The organism is Pseudomonas cimarronensis, from assembly GCF_049331905.1.
GTDB lineage: Bacteria > Pseudomonadota > Gammaproteobacteria > Pseudomonadales > Pseudomonadaceae > Aquipseudomonas.
Genome location: NZ_CP186283.1, coordinates 3,685,525 through 3,699,988, shown reverse-complemented (window position 1 = coordinate 3,699,988; position 14,464 = coordinate 3,685,525). Strand labels below are relative to the sequence as shown.

General features: G+C 60.5%; 13 protein-coding genes, 3 tRNA genes and 1 pseudogene. 7 read left to right on the top strand and 10 right to left on the bottom strand.

Annotated features, from left to right (window positions below; genetic code table 11):
* Window positions 1–34 precede the first annotated feature (34 nt).
* From ACOCLD_RS17305 to ACOCLD_RS17275, 7 genes and pseudogenes are all read left to right on the top strand, one after another.
* The gene (locus tag ACOCLD_RS17305) at window positions 35–1,372 is read left to right on the top strand and encodes a flavin monoamine oxidase family protein (RefSeq protein WP_422910055.1); all 1,338 of its coding nucleotides are present in this window, start codon (window positions 35–37) and stop codon (window positions 1,370–1,372) included.
* A gap of 91 nt (window positions 1,373–1,463) precedes the next feature.
* Window positions 1,464–3,380 carry a bifunctional metallophosphatase/5'-nucleotidase gene (locus ACOCLD_RS17300; protein WP_422910054.1) on the top strand — a complete coding sequence of 639 codons (1,917 nt, stop codon included), beginning with the start codon at window positions 1,464–1,466 and terminating at the stop codon, window positions 3,378–3,380.
* Window positions 3,381–3,398: 18 nt separating this feature from the next.
* A complete protein-coding gene (locus ACOCLD_RS17295) occupies window positions 3,399–4,643 on the top strand; it encodes a C69 family dipeptidase (protein ID WP_422910053.1) in 1,245 nt (414 codons plus the stop codon).
* 62 nt (window positions 4,644–4,705) lie between these two features.
* A complete protein-coding gene (gene can / locus ACOCLD_RS17290; RefSeq protein WP_422910052.1) occupies window positions 4,706–5,350 on the top strand; it encodes a carbonate dehydratase in 645 nt (214 codons plus the stop codon).
* A gap of 3 nt (window positions 5,351–5,353) precedes the next feature.
* Window positions 5,354–6,262 carry a DMT family transporter gene (locus tag ACOCLD_RS17285; protein ID WP_422910051.1) on the top strand — a complete coding sequence of 303 codons (909 nt, stop codon included), beginning with the start codon at window positions 5,354–5,356 and terminating at the stop codon, window positions 6,260–6,262.
* Between the two features lie 82 nt (window positions 6,263–6,344).
* Window positions 6,345–6,496: pseudogene (locus ACOCLD_RS17280) on the top strand (integrase); the annotation flags it as partial.
* Window positions 6,497–6,770: 274 nt separating this feature from the next.
* Window positions 6,771–7,157, top strand: coding sequence for a hypothetical protein (locus ACOCLD_RS17275; protein ID WP_422910050.1), 387 nt, complete (start codon window positions 6,771–6,773; stop codon window positions 7,155–7,157).
* A gap of 74 nt (window positions 7,158–7,231) precedes the next feature.
* On the opposite strand, the gene ACOCLD_RS17270 is transcribed toward ACOCLD_RS17275, so the two are convergent.
* From ACOCLD_RS17270 to ACOCLD_RS17225, 10 genes are all read right to left on the bottom strand, one after another.
* A tRNA-Met gene (locus ACOCLD_RS17270) sits at window positions 7,232–7,308 on the bottom strand.
* 139 nt (window positions 7,309–7,447) lie between these two features.
* Window positions 7,448–8,548: a redox-regulated ATPase YchF gene (gene ychF, locus ACOCLD_RS17265; protein ID WP_233686400.1), complete on the bottom strand. Its 1,101-nt coding sequence runs from the start codon at window positions 8,546–8,548 to the stop codon at window positions 7,448–7,450.
* 31 nt (window positions 8,549–8,579) lie between these two features.
* Window positions 8,580–9,170, bottom strand: a complete 591-nt coding sequence (pth, locus tag ACOCLD_RS17260; protein ID WP_233686399.1) for an aminoacyl-tRNA hydrolase — start codon at window positions 9,168–9,170, stop codon at window positions 8,580–8,582.
* 69 nt (window positions 9,171–9,239) lie between these two features.
* Entirely contained in the window at window positions 9,240–9,845 is a 606-nt protein-coding gene (locus tag ACOCLD_RS17255; RefSeq protein ID WP_257778867.1) for a 50S ribosomal protein L25/general stress protein Ctc, read from the bottom strand.
* Window positions 9,846–9,959: 114 nt separating this feature from the next.
* Window positions 9,960–10,901: a ribose-phosphate pyrophosphokinase gene (locus ACOCLD_RS17250; protein ID WP_392540325.1), complete on the bottom strand. Its 942-nt coding sequence runs from the start codon at window positions 10,899–10,901 to the stop codon at window positions 9,960–9,962.
* A 44-nt stretch (window positions 10,902–10,945) separates the two neighbouring features.
* A tRNA-Gln gene (locus tag ACOCLD_RS17245) sits at window positions 10,946–11,020 on the bottom strand.
* Between the two features lie 51 nt (window positions 11,021–11,071).
* A tRNA-Gln gene (locus ACOCLD_RS17240) sits at window positions 11,072–11,146 on the bottom strand.
* 41 nt (window positions 11,147–11,187) lie between these two features.
* Window positions 11,188–12,063, bottom strand: coding sequence for a 4-(cytidine 5'-diphospho)-2-C-methyl-D-erythritol kinase (ispE, locus tag ACOCLD_RS17235; protein WP_422910049.1), 876 nt, complete (start codon window positions 12,061–12,063; stop codon window positions 11,188–11,190).
* On the bottom strand, window positions 12,060–12,680 hold the full coding sequence (gene lolB / locus ACOCLD_RS17230) for a lipoprotein insertase outer membrane protein LolB (RefSeq protein ID WP_422910048.1): 621 nt from the start codon (window positions 12,678–12,680) through the stop codon (window positions 12,060–12,062). Before lolB ends, ispE begins: the two co-directional genes overlap by 4 nt.
* Window positions 12,677–14,407 carry a tetratricopeptide repeat protein gene (locus ACOCLD_RS17225; protein WP_422910047.1) on the bottom strand — a complete coding sequence of 577 codons (1,731 nt, stop codon included), beginning with the start codon at window positions 14,405–14,407 and terminating at the stop codon, window positions 12,677–12,679. The genes lolB and ACOCLD_RS17225 overlap by 4 nt, the downstream gene beginning before the upstream one ends.
* Window positions 14,408–14,464 lie beyond the last annotated feature (57 nt).

Genomic DNA, 14,464 nt, shown 5'->3' with positions numbered 1-14,464 from the left:
ACCCTCTGTGGCATAACCAGCAGAAGGGCGACACATGCACGATGTGATCGTAGTGGGGGCGGGGATTTCCGGATTGACGGCGGCCTGGCGGCTTGCGCAGGCCGGCAAGCGGGTCAAGGTGCTGGAGGCCAATCCACGGGTGGGCGGACGCACGCTCAATCACCGGTTTGCCTCGGGTGACGTGGTCGAGGTTGGCGGGCAATGGGTCGGGCCGACTCAGGAGCGCATCCTGGCGCTGCTCGCCGAGTTGAACCTGCACACCTTCCCGTTGTGGAACCAGGGGGACAACCTGACCCTGTTCGGCGGCGTGCTGAAACCCTATCGCGGCACCATCCCGCGTTTTGCCCCGCATGTGCTGTTGGATGTTGCCCTGGCACAATGGCGTCTGGATCGCCTGGCCCGACAGATTCCCCTCGACGACCCAGCCCGCCATCCCCGGGCCACGCAGTGGGACAGCCTGAGCTTTGCCCAGTGGATCGCCCGTAACCTGCGTACCACCCATGGCCGTAAGGTGTTCGAGTTGCTCAGCGGTGCGGTGTTTGCCGCCAATGCCCGCGAACTGTCGTTTCTGCATGTGCTGTTCTACATCAACAGCGGCACCAACCTGGACACCTTGCTCGGCGTCGATAAAGGCGCGCAGCAGGACCGTATCGTCGGCGGCAGCCAGCGCATCTGCGAGGAGCTGGCTGCGCGTCTGGGCGATGCCGTGCAGCTGGAGCAGCCGGTGCGCGCCCTGCGTCAGCAGGCCGAGCAGGTTGAACTGATCACCGACAGCGGCAGCCACCCGGCACGCCGGGTGATCTTCGCCGTGCCGCCAACCATGTTGCTGCGCATCACCCAGGAGCCGTTGCTGCCCGGCTGGCGTGACCAGTTGCTGCAACGCCAGCCACAGGGTGCGGTGGTCAAATGCATGGCCCACTACGCCACGCCGTTCTGGCGTGAGCGCGGTTTGTCCGGCCAGGCCACCAGCGAAAGCGGGCCGGTGCGCCTGACCTTCGATAACAGCCTGCCAGGTTCGCCGCGTGGTGTGCTGATGGGCTTTATCGAAGGCGATGAGGCGCGTCACTGGAGTGATCAGCCGGCCGGTCAACGCCAGGCAGTGGTGCTGGAATGCTTTTCTCGTTACTTCGGTGCGCAGGCATTGCAGCCGCTCGAGTACGTCGACAAGAGCTGGATAGATGAACCCTTTTCCCGTGGTTGTTACGCCGCATTGTTTCCACCAGGGTTGTGGAGCAATGGTGCGGCGCGTTTGCGCGAGCCGCTGGGCCGTGTGCACTTTGCCGGGACGGAAACCGCCACCCGCTGGATGGGTTACTTCGACGGGGCGGTACAGGCAGGCGAGCGCGCTGCCACTGAAGTGCTGAACAGTTGACCCGATTGGCGAGTGCCTGCGGCCTTATCGGTCGCTGCACTGCCTGATCTACGCGGCCATACTGCCGCATCGTTTGCTCAAGGATGTCGCCATGCGTTTGCTTTGTAGCCTGTTTGCCCTCTGCCTGTGCAGCTCCAGCCTGACGCTGGCCGCCGAGCGCAGCTTTACCATTCTGCACACCAACGACTGGCAGTCGCGGCTGCTCGGCTTTGGCCCGAATAACGAATACACCCCGGCCAGCGTGGGTGATGACGATACCGTCGGCGGGGTGGCACGACTGGCCTCCCTGCTTGAACAGCGCCGCGCTGCTGCCGGCGAGCAGCCGGTGCTGCTGCTCGATGGCGGCGACTTCAGCATGGGCACGCTGTTTCATACCGTGACCCGGGAAACCGGAGGCGAGCTGCGCCTGATGACCGAGTTGGGCTACGACGCCGCGACTCTGGGTAACCACGAATTCGATTTTCGTCCGGCCGGCCTTGCCGCGATGATCAGCGCGGCGCACAAGGCCAAGGGCGATGCCCTGATGCCGCTGCTCTCGAGCAACCTCGGCTTCGACCCTGAGCGCCCCGAAGATGACAGCCTGCAGGCGCACTACAAGGCCGGGCGTATCGCGCCCTACAAGCTGATCGACAAAGGCGGGATTCGCTTTGGTCTGTTCGGCCTGCTCGGTAACAACGCGGTGGCGGTCAGCCCGATGATCAAGCCGGCGCGTTTTGCTGATCCGTTGGCGACCGCCAAAGCCACGGTCGGCAAATTGCGCGAGGAGGGCGCCGAGGTGGTGATCCTGCTTTCGCACATGGGCGTGGTGCAGCAGGCCGATGGCAGCTGGCGCGGTGAAGAGGTTGAGTTGGTCGAGCAGGTGCCGGGCATCGACATCGTCGTCGGTGGCCATTCACACACTGCGCTGGCGCAGCCCGTGCTGGTCAACGGACGCACGCCGGTGATGCAGGCCGGCTCCGAGATCCAGCACCTGGGCGAGTTGCATATGCGCCTGGACGCCGACGGCAAGCCGCAGGTGCTCGGATATCAGCTGCACCCGATCAATGACCAGATTGCTGGCGATGCAGCCGTGACCGCTCAGGTCGAGGACTTCAAGCAGGTGGTCAGCGCGCAGATGCTGGCACCCAAAGGCTATGCCTTCGATCAGCCGCTGGCCAAGGTCGACAAGACCCTCACGCGGGCCTATGACGATCCGATTCTCGGCAACCTGGTTACCGATGCGTTACGCCAAGCCACTGGCAGCGATGTGTCGTTCACCGGCAATGGCACCATCCGCGACAACTTGATCAAGGGCCGGCAGGGCGTGCAGGCGGTGTCTGATCTGTTTCGTATCGCGCCACTGGGCATTGGTGAGCTGGACGATGCGCCGGGCTACCCGCTGATCAAGGTGTATGTCACCGGCCAGGAGCTGAAGAACCTGCTGGAAGTGCTGTTGCTGGCCTATCAGCTGCGCGAGAGCAAGAGCTACTACCCGCGCGTGTCGGGCCTGCGCTTTGCCTATAACCCCTGGCGTGTGCCGTTTGATCGGGTCAGCCAGATTGAGCTGGGTGACCCGCTCAACGGCTACACGCCACTGGATCTGGCCGATACGCGGCTCTATAGCATTGGCGCGACCAGCTATGTCGGCAGCTTCACCTGGCTGGTCAGCGACCTGACCAAAGGCCTGCTCAGCGTGCAGCCCAAGGATGCTCAGGGCCAGCCGCTGACCCAGCTCAAGGCGGCGATCATCGATGCCGACCCGCAGCAGCCCGGTGTACAGGAATACAAGGAATGGCAGGGCCTGCTCGACCATATCCGCAGCTTGCCCGATCAAGATGGTGATGGCCTGGCCGATATCCCCACTCAGGGCGCGGCGGCCGAGCAGCGCATGCGCCGTGAGGCGAGCCTGCACCCCGCCGAACTGTATCGCTATGCCGGGCCATTGCAGTGGGGCGTGAGCCTGGTGCTGCTGGCTGGCGTGCTGCTGATCGTCTGGTTGCTGCGTCGTCGGCATCTACGCCGGAGTTGATAACAAGAAGAGGTGAGCATGTGCGACACCCTGGTGCTGCGCAGTCATGGACAGACCTGGTTTGCCAAAAACAGTGATCGCGAAGCGGCCGAGCCACAGCGGCTGATTCGCTTGCCAGCGGTGCGCGGGGATCGCAGCCCGCGGGTGCTCACCAGCTATATCGAGGTGCCGCAGACGGCGGATCGGCATGGCCTGGTGCTCAGTCAGCCCTGCTGGTTGTGGGGCGGTGAGATGGGGGTGAATGACTGCGGGGTGGCGATTGGCAACGAAGCGGTATTCACCCGCCTGACGCTGCGCCAGGGTGATGCGCTGCTGGGCATGGACCTGCTGCGTCTGGGCCTGGAGCGGGGCGGCAGTGCCCGAGAGGCCCTGGCGGTGATTACCGAGCACCTGCAGGCGTTTGGCCAGGGTGGGGCGGCAGGTTATCGCGACAAGAGCTTTCGCTACGACAACAGCTTTCTGTTGGCCGATGCTGACGAAGCCTGGGTGCTGGAAACGGCCGGGCATTTGTGGGCAGCCAAGCGCGTCGACAGCTGGGCGATTTCCAACGCGTTGACCCTGGGATATGAGTTCGACCTGCACAGTCCTGGGCTGCATGACCAGGCTCGACGCTTGCAGTGCTGGGATGGCAAGGGCGATCTGCACTTTGCCCAGGCCTTCGATACCCGGCTGTTGCCCTGGATTGGTGGCGCGCACCAGCGACGTGCGCAGAACCAGCAATGGCTGACGCAGTGCAGTGGAACGCCTGGTTTTGCCAATCTGTTCAGCGCACTGCGCAGCCATGGTCAGGCCGGTGATGACTTTCAGCGGCATAACAACCGCCAGGTCTGCCTGCACGCCGGCAGCTTCTGGCGGCCGTCGCAAACCACCGCCAGCCTGGTGGCCCGGTTACAGGGGCCCGCCAGTGTGCTGGCGGCAACCGGCACCTCCGCGCCCTGCATGAGCCTGTTCCAACCGTTGAGCCTGTCTGCCGAGTCGGGCGCTGCGGTACTGACAGATCCTCTGACCGCGATTGAGCAGAGCCTGTGGTGGCGTTTCGAGGCGGTGCATCGGCGTGCCCTGATGGACCGTGCCTTTCGCCAGAGTCTGCGTAACAGCCGTAACGCGCTGGAGACGCAGCTGTGGTTGGCATTGCAGCAACCACAAGTGCCTTGGGCGCAGCTGGCGGCCCAGGCCCGTAACTGGCATCGCGACTGGCACAGTCAGGCCCTGCAGGGCAGCGTGCCGCTCAATCGCTGGTGGCGGCGTCAGGCGCAGCTGTAACGCATGCTTGTCAAAAGCCGGTTGCGCTCCTAAGGTGCCGCATCGGCGAATACGGAGTGACCATGAGCGATCTACAGCACCTCTTCGACAACAACGCGCGTTGGGCCGAAGCGATCAAGGAGGAGGATCCTGAGTTTTTTGCCAAACTGGCGCAGCAGCAAGTGCCCGAGTACCTGTGGATCGGCTGTTCCGATGCGCGTGTGCCGGCTAACGAGATTGTCGGCTTGCTGCCGGGCGACCTGTTCGTCCACCGCAACGTCGCCAACGTGGTGCTGCACACCGATCTCAACTGCCTGTCGGTGATCCAGTACGCGGTCGATGTGCTCAAGGTCAAACATATCCTGGTCACCGGGCACTACGGTTGCGGCGGGGTGCGGGTGTCCATGCAGGACACCCAGTTCGGCCTGATCGACGGCTGGCTGCGCAGCATTCGCGACCTCTACTACGAGCACCGCGAACACCTGGCACAGTTGCCCACTGAGGAAGAGCAGGTCGACCGCCTATGCGAGCTCAATGTGATCCAGCAGGTGGCCAACGTCAGCCATACCACCATCGTGCAGAACGCCTGGCACCGTGGGCAGCCGCTGGCGGTGCATGGTTGCATCTACGGCATCAAAGACGGCCGCTGGAAAAACCTCAACGTCACTGTCAGCGGCATGGAACAGCTGCCGCCGCAATACCGCCTGCGCCCGCTCGGCCAGAGTTGAGGCATGCAGTCTTCCATCCGTGTCGCGCTGGCCGGTCTGCTGCTGGCAACCCTTTGCTGGTCCGGTAATGCCCTGGTGGCGAGGGCATTTGTGGGTGAAATCCCGCCATTCGCTTTGTCATTCTGGCGCTGGAGTCTGGCCCTGGTGCTGTTGCTGCCCTTTGTGGCCAAGCCGCTGTGGCAGCATCGCACAGCGCTGCGTGTCGCTGGCTGGCGTTTGCTGGTGCTCGCTGGCCTCGGTATTGCCGGTTACAACAGCCTGCTCTATGCCGCCGCGCAAACCACGGCGGCGATCAATATCACCCTGGTCAACACCTGCCTACCGCTGATGACTTTTATCGGCGCGGGCCTGCTGCTCGGCGAGTGGCCGCAGCGGCGCGCCTGGTGGGGCATGGCGGTGGCCGTTGTTGGATTGCTGGTGCTGATCAGCAAAGGCCGCTGGGCCAGTCTCGCCGGCCTGGCATTCAACAAGGGCGATCTGATCATGTTGCTGGCGGTGGCGGACTGGGCGCTCTACTCACTGCTGCTGCGGCGTTGGGCCCACTACCTGCTGCCAATCCCACCACTGGCATTGTTGGGCATGCTGATGTTGCTGGGCGTGCCGCTGATTCTGCCGTTCTACCTTTACGAACTGGCCCAGGGCGCACACTTCAGCGTAACGCCGCATAACTTGGCCGCCATCGGCTATACCGCCATCTTCGCCTCACTGCTCGCCTACCTCGCCTGGAACCACGCCATCCGCGTAATCGGCGCCGCCAAGGCCGCGCTCTCCAACTACCTGATGCCAGTTTTCACCGCTGTACTGGGCTGGCTATTGCTGGGGGAGGGCTTGCAGCCCTATCACTGGCTTGGCGCAACGCTGATCTTTACTGGACTGCTGCTTGGTTCGCAGGGCGCGGTTAAGAGGTGTTAGGGGCGACGTCTCCCCGTCTTCAGTAGCAGTAAGTGGGGCTCTCAGTAGTAGGAATCTAGTTCAAGCATAGGCGGGGGATGTCTACCAGATTGGGGGTAGCCCAATCCTCTGCCTGCAGCGAATCCTCGGCCATTCCTCAATCATCATGACCATGCGCTATGCATGTCTCCTGATGACTTGGAGCCTGGACTACGACTATCGCCTTTGGCTCAAAGCGAGCACCAGATTTTATAGTCCTCACTTTCCGGAAGTTCGTTTTGGGTCCGGTCGCAGTGGTGCCAGTGGTGTTTATTGGTTCTACAGAACGCAATTTCCTGCGTCTGGCGTTGTTTCAGGTGAAGCCGAGCGTATTGCTAACTGGAAGTCAGCAAACCGCCACTCGAAATTTGCTGAGTTTGCTGAGGCTCTCACCGCTTGCACAGTCTGGCCATCTATAAATCCTGCATTCGATTAGTTAGAAGGGATTTTGCTATCGTCCCTTAACTTCAACTCATCAGCAGGATTTGAAATGGATTTCAGCGGCGTAGGCATCAGCCTTTTTGATTTATTACTTCCGATTGCGTGTGCTTTTGGTGCTGTCATTGGAAGTATCGTGCAGGCAATTCTGGCCACGATTAGTCATGATGGCCCACCCAACAATTATGACGACCTCAAAATCGCTCCTCCAAAGATGCAGGAGATTCGCCACGCTTGGTTGTCGATGCGTGCCTACATTGGCGGCGTGCTTGGTTTTATTTTCGGCTTGTATTTCATTGGCATGCTGGATGAGTCGCCCGGTACTTTTGCTCGGATTTGGGCTCTATCGTTCATCGTTGGATATGCCGCCCCCAAGATTTGGGTAGCTAAGAGTAATGCGTTTGTCAGCAGGGTGAATGCCGAGCGAGGGGATCAGTAGTCGGGATGTAGTCTGTTTGTAGTCTGCCCGGAAAACAAAAAAGGGCTTAGCTTTCGCTAAACCCTTGTTTTGTTTGGTGGCTACGCAGGGACTTGAACCCCGGACCCCAGCATTATGAATGCTATGCTCTAACCAGCTGAGCTACGTAGCCGAGTGGCGCGCATTTTCCGCATCTCTGAGGTTGCTGTCAACCCTGAGGTGGAGATATTTTTTATTTCTATCAACTGCTTAGGTTGCTGTGCGCTTTGGGTGTGCGGATAAGCAAAACCCCGCCGAAGCGGGGTCTGTTGTTAAACGTTGAAGCGGAAATGCATGACATCGCCATCTTTGACGATGTATTCCTTGCCTTCCAGGCGCCATTTTCCGGCTTCTTTGGTACCGGCTTCGCCTTTGTACTGAATGAAGTCGTTGTAGGCGATGACTTCGGCGCGGATAAAGCCTTTCTCGAAATCAGTATGGATCACTGCGGCGGCTTGTGGGGCGGTTGCGCCGACCTTGACGGTCCAGGCGCGTACTTCCTTCACGCCTGCGGTGAAGTAAGTCTGCAGGTTGAGCAGCTCGTAGCCGGCGCGGATCACGCGGTTGAGGCCAGGCTCTTCCAGGCCCAGGGCTTCTAGGAACATGTCTTTTTCTTCGCCGTCATCCAGTTCGGCAATTTCGGCTTCGATCTTGTTGCACACCGGAACCACCGGAGCGCCTTCGGCGTCGGCAATTGCTTGTACCACGTCGAGCAGCGGGTTGTTCTCGAAGCCGTCTTCGGCGACGTTGGCGATATACATCACCGGCTTGCTGGTGAGCAGGTGAAAGCCACGCACCAGGGCTTTTTCGTCGTCGCCCAGGGTCTTCATCAGGGTGCGCGCAGGCTTGCCCTCGGTGAAGTGTGGGATGAGTTTTTCCAGCAGGGTTTTCTGGGCTACGGCTTCCTTGTCACCGCCTTTGGCGTTGCGGGTGACTTTCTGCAGTTGCTTTTCGCAGCTGTCGAGGTCAGCGAAGATCAGTTCGAGGTCGATGATCTCGATGTCGCGCTTGGGGTCGACGCTGTTGGCGACGTGAATCACGTTGTCGTCCTGGAAGCAGCGCACCACGTGGGCGATGGCATCGGTCTCGCGAATGTTGGCGAGGAACTTGTTACCCAGGCCTTCGCCTTTGGAGGCGCCTTCCACCAGGCCGGCGATGTCGACGAACTCCATGGTGGTGGGAATTACGCGCTCGGGTTTGACGATTTCAGCCAGGGCATCGAGGCGCGGGTCGGGCATGGGGACGATGCCGCTATTGGGTTCAATGGTGCAGAACGGGAAGTTTTCTGCAGCGATCCCGGATTTGGTGAGGGCGTTGAACAGGGTGGACTTGCCGACGTTTGGCAGGCCGACGATGCCGCAGTTGAATCCCATGATGGTTCCCTCGCGCGCTGGCGATAAAAGGTTAAGAGGTGGCTTTCTGGCTGTGCAGTTTGCGCATGGCTACGGTCCAGTCGCCGGCGAGGATTTCCGGCAGGACGCCCAGAGCAAAGTCGATACTGGTATCCAGCAGTTCCTGCTCGCTGCGCGGTGCGCGGCCGAGGACGAAGTTGGAAACCATGCTGCTGTGCCCGGGGTGGCCGATGCCAAGCCGCAGGCGGTGGAAATTATTCTGATTGCCAAGCTGGGCGATGATGTCGCGCAACCCGTTATGCCCGCCATGCCCGCCACCCTGTTTGAGTTTGGCGACGCCGGGAGGCATGTCGAGTTCGTCGTGGGCCACCAGAATGGCTTCCGGCGCAATGCGGAAGAAATTCGCCAATGCCGCGACAGCCTGGCCGCTGCGGTTCATGTAGGTGGTGGGGATCAACAAACGAACGTCACGGCCTTGGTGGGTGAATTTGCCCACCAGACCAAAATACTTTTTGTCGAGACTCAGGCTAGTCCGTTGACTGTCAGCCAGGCGCTCAACAAAAAGGGCCCCTGCATTATGCCGGGTCTGGTCGTATTCAGGGCCGGGGTTACCCAGGCCAACGATCAGTTGTACGGCAGTCATGTCAGGAGCCCTTTTGTGGAAATCGCTCGGTAGAGTTATCTGCCGAGCTGGTTTCCGACACTGCGAGGTTTACTCGGCAGCGCCTTCGTCTTTAGCAACGCGGGAGGCGTGGATGTTGGCCACTGCCAGGTCGTTGCCGTGAGCCAGTGCAACCAGCTCAACGCCTTTCGGCAGTTTCAGGTCAGCCAGGTGAACGATCTGACCCACTTCAACTTTAGCCATGTCGACTTCGATGAATTCCGGCAGGTCTTTCGGCAGGCAGGATACTTCTACCTCAGCCAGGACGTGGGAAACTTCGCCGCCTTGCTGCTTCACGCCAACCGAAGTTTCCTGGTTGATGAAGTGCAGTGGGACGTGAGCGGTCAGTTTCTGGCCGGCGATTACGCGAACGAAGTCAGCGTGCAGTACGTAGCCTTTGGCAGGATGACGCTGCAGGGCTTTGATCAGCACGCTTTCGGTGCTGCCGGCAACGTTCAGGCTCAGTACGTGGCTGAATGCAGCTTCGTTTTCCAGCAGTTTGGCCAGTTCTTTGGCCAGCAGGCTGATCGATTGCGGGGCTTTTTCGCCGCCGTAGATTACCGCAGGAACCATGGCAACGTTACGACGCAGGCGGCGGCTCGCACCTTTCCCCAGGTCGGAACGCACTTCGGCATTCAGGCTAAATTCAACAGTCATTTCACTTCTCCAAAATAACCAAACCGTCCGTTACGCTTGCGACCAGCGACGGGACGGTTGGTTGAAAGGCCTTGCCATCAGGGCAGGGCGTTTGCGCTCAGGGCGTGTTCCGGATTAACGGAACATCGCGCTGATCGATTCTTCATTGCTGATACGGCGTACCGCTTCAGCGACTACCGGGGCGATATCCAGTTGGCGAATACGCGAGCAGGATTGCGCAGCGGCGGACAGCGGGATGGTGTTGGTCACCACCAGCTCGTCGAGTACGGATTTTTCGATGTTTTCGATGGCGCGGCCCGAGAGTACCGGGTGCGTGCAGTAGGCGAACACCTTGGCGGCGCCGTGTTCTTTCAGGGCTTTAGCTGCGTGGCACAGGGTGCCGGCGGTATCGACCATGTCATCGACGAGGATGCAGGTACGGCCTTCGACATCACCGATGATGTGCATCACTTCGGAGTGGTTGGCTTTTTCGCGGCGCTTGTCGATGATCGCCAGGTCAACACCCAGGGATTTGGCCACGGCGCGAGCGCGAACTACGCCGCCGATGTCCGGGGAGACGATCATCAGGTTTTCAAAACGCTGGTCTTCGATGTCATCCACCAGTACTGGGGAGCCGTAGATGTTGTCTACCGGGATATCGAAAAAGCCCTGGATTTGGTCCGCATGCAGGTCGACGGTCAATACCCGGTCGATGCCTACAACGGTAAGCATGTCAGCCACGACTTTGGCGCTGATTGCCACGCGAGCGGAGCGCGGGCGGCGATCCTGGCGGGCATAGCCGAAGTAGGGGATGACAGCAGTAATTCGGGTCGCTGAGGAGCGGCGGAAGGCGTCAGCCATCACTACCAGTTCCATCAGGTTATCGTTGGTTGGCGCGCATGTCGGTTGAATCAGGAATACGTCTTTACCGCGGACGTTTTCGTTGATTTCAATCATGATTTCGCCGTCGGAGAATTTACCGACAGAGGCATCACCGAGGGGAATGTGCAGCTGACGTACGATACGCCGCGCCAGATCGGGGTTAGCGTTCCCCGTAAAGACCATCATCTTGGACACGCGCAGTACCTGCCGGCTGAGTGTATCTGGGTGAGTACAGAAAATGGCAGGGGCGGCTGGATTCGAACCAACGCATGGCAGGATCAAAACCTGCTGCCTTACCGCTTGGCGACGCCCCTGTATCCTGTGTAACCAAATGCTCTGGGTTGTGTATCCGCTCCAGGACGGAATGGCAGGGGCGGCTGGATTCGAACCAACGCATGGCAGGATCAAAACCTGCTGCCTTACCGCTTGGCGACGCCCCTATATATACAACCCGTTGCTCTATTAACTGCAGAGCATGCATTTACTTCCTGGCCAGTGTTTCCAGCTTGCGGTGCAACATCGAAACATTGCGACCTTGGGCGATAAAACTTGGCAAAGTGACTGGAAGTTGGCGGGCGACTTTATCAGCATCGTCCTGGTTTGGGAAGCTCCCAAACACACAAGCTCCAGTGCCGGTTAATCGAGTTGGAACAAATTTGTTCAACAGGATCAAAGCGTTATGAACTTCTGGATAACGCTTCTGGACCACCGGCTGGCAGTCATTACGACCACCCCCCTCAAGAAGGCTGCGAACTTTAATGGGCGGCGTATCCCGTGTCAACTCAGGGTCGGAGAAAATTTCCGCTGTGCTGACAAGCACTTGCGGAATCGCCACGAGAAACCAGGGTTCGCTCAGGGTTACCGGTTGCAGCTTTTCCCCAACCCCCTCGGCGAAGGCCGCGTGGCCGCGTACGAACACTGGCACATCGGCGCCCAGGCTGAGCCCTAGCGCGGCCAGCTGATCTTCGCTGCAGTGCAGCTGCCACAGGTGGTTGAGGCCGAGCAGGGTGGTGGCAGCATCCGAACTGCCGCCACCAATGCCGCCGCCCATGGGCAGGCGTTTGTCGAGCCAGATGTCTGCGCCCAGGGTGCAGCCGGTGTGCTGCTGGAGCATGCGTGCGGCGCGCACGATCAGGTTGCTGTCATGGGGCACGCCGACGACGGGGGTGTGCAGGCGGATCTCACCGTCGCTGCGCAGGGCAAACCCCAGCTCGTCACCGAAGTCGAGGAACTGAAACAGGGTTTGCAGCTCGTGGTAACCGTCGGTACGACGACCGAGGATGTGCAGCATCAGGTTGAGCTTGGCCGGTGCCGGCAGAATCAATTCGGCAGCGGCGGGTATTGCCGGGGCGCTCATTGGCCGAGCTGGCGCGGTTGCCAGTCCTTGATCACCAGAGTGACCTGCAGGTCAAAACCGCTGAGCTTGATACGTTCCGGCAGCCAGAAACCATTCTGCTCAGCGTAGCTCAGGTATTCGACGTACCAGCCATCCTGACTCAGCTGTGCCAGGTGGCTCTGGCCGTCGAGGTTCAGGCGGCTTTTACTGTCCGGTGAGGGCAGGCCACGAATCCACCAGAGCAGATGGGAGACCGGCAGATTGAGGCCGAGCTGGTCTTGCAGCAGTTGTTCCGGTGAGGCGGCTTGATAACGACCCTGATTCGCCACCTCCAGGAGGATTTCGCCTGGCCGACCGGTAAGGCGTGCAGCGCCACGACCGAGTGGGCCGGAGAGGCGAATGTCGTAGTAGTCCTGGCGTTGTAGCCAGAACAGGGTGCCGCTGCCGGAGTCTTTCGGGGCGCGGATGCCGACCTTGCCATTGATCTGCCAGGCATCCAGGCTGCTGATGCGCTGTTTGTGGGCTTGCCAGCTTTGCGCGTCGCCCTGGCCTTCCAGGGCTTCTTTCGAAGTCAGGCCGGCGCAGCCTGCCAGTAAAGTGATCAGGCTGAAAACCAGCAGGTGGCGAACAAACTTCACAGCGTCTCGGCTCCGGTCAGGCGCAGCAGGGTGCTGCGCAGAATGTCACTGTCGGGTTGCTGTTTCAGGGCTTCGCGCCAGAGTTTGCGCGCTTCCTTCTGTTTGCCCTGGACCCACAGCACTTCGCCCAAATGGGCGGCGACTTCGTGGTCGGGAAATTCCTGCATGGCCTTGCGCAGCAGGCGTTCTGCCTCCTGCAGATTGCCCAGGCGGTAATTGACCCAGCCGAGACTGTCGAGAATGGCGGGGTCGTCGGGGTTAAGCTGGTGCGCCTGCTCGATCAGCTGTTTAGCCTCGGCATAGCGTGTGGTGCGGTCAGCCAGGGTGTAGCCCAGGGCATTGAGGGCCATGGCATTGTCGGGTTCGCGCTCCAGAATAAAGCGCAGATCCTCTTCCAGCAGGGCCAGGTCGCCACGTTTTTCCGCCAGCATGGCGCGGGTGTAGAGCAGGTTGAGGTCTTCCGGGAACTGCTCCAGGGCCTGTTCGATGACTTGCCAGGCACGTTCGTTGTTGCGCTGTTTGGACCAGGCTTCAGCCTCAATCAAGTAGAGCTGGATAGCGTAATCGGGCTGGCTTTCGCGCGCGCGGCTGAGGCGCTCAGCGGCTTCGTCTCCGCGTTGCTGTTTGAACAGCAGTTCGCTCTGGCGGGCCTGGGCTGGCAGGTAGTCGTTACCCGGGCCGACCAATGCGTACTCGATCAGGGCGCTGGGAATATCGTCCAATTCTTCATAGGCGCGGGCCAGGTTGTAATGCGCAGCATCGCTGTGGCTGCCGCGCTCGACCAGCTCTTCCAGGTAGACGATGGCCTCTTTCCAGGCTTTGGCTTCCAGGCAGACCAGGGCCAGGGAGAAACGCAGGTCATCATCGTTGGGGTATTGCTGCAGCAGTGAGGCGAATTCGCCCTTGGCGTCGTCCAGGCGATTTTCCGCAACCAGCAGGCGGGCATAGGTCAGGCGCAGGCGTTTGTCGTCCGGGTGTTGCGCAAGGCCTTTTTCCAGCAACGGGAGGGCGTCGTCATTACGCTCCAGGCTTTGCAGCAGGCGTGCATGCAGGAGGATCGAGGCAATCGGGCGGTTTTTGCTGGGTTGCTCTTCGAGCAGTTCCAGGGCTTCCTGCGGGCGACCATCCTGTTGCAACAACAGGGCTTTGCCGAACTGCAACTGGCTGTTGTCCGGGTATTTCGCCTGCAGGCGGTTGAAGCTTTGCAGCAGGCCAGCGCGGGTGTCCGGGTCGGTTTCTGCGGCGGACAGGGCGAGGAAGTCGAAATGCGTATCGCCCTGACGTTGCAGTACCTGCTCCATAAAGGTCATGGATTCGTCATAACGACCGGCGCGGGCCAGTTGCACGGCAGCTGCGCGCTGCGCGTCGATGTTCTCGGGTGCGGTCTTGGCCCACAGCAGGCTGGTTTCCAGGGCGGGCTGTTCGACGCCGAGGTATTCGGCAATACGGAAGCCGCGCTCGGCGACGCCGGCATCCTGTGTGGCCTTGGCCTGCTGGACGTAGTTTTCCAGGGCGATATCAAAGCGGTTGCGCTGGCCGGCCAGCTCTGCGGTCAACAACGCCAGCAGGGTTTCCTGGCTGAATGCGCGATAAACCTGCGGCTGTGCGGGCGTGGCAACGGCTGCCGGGTCTTCCACGGGCGGTGTGCCATCCGGGGCAGAAGGGGCAAAGGTCTGGCAGCCACTTAACAAGGCAGCGGCAGTTAGCAAGGCAAAGGATCTATTCATAAGAAGAGTATGTGGCCAACCTGCGGTCTGGGCATCATGACACAAGCGCTGGGGCAA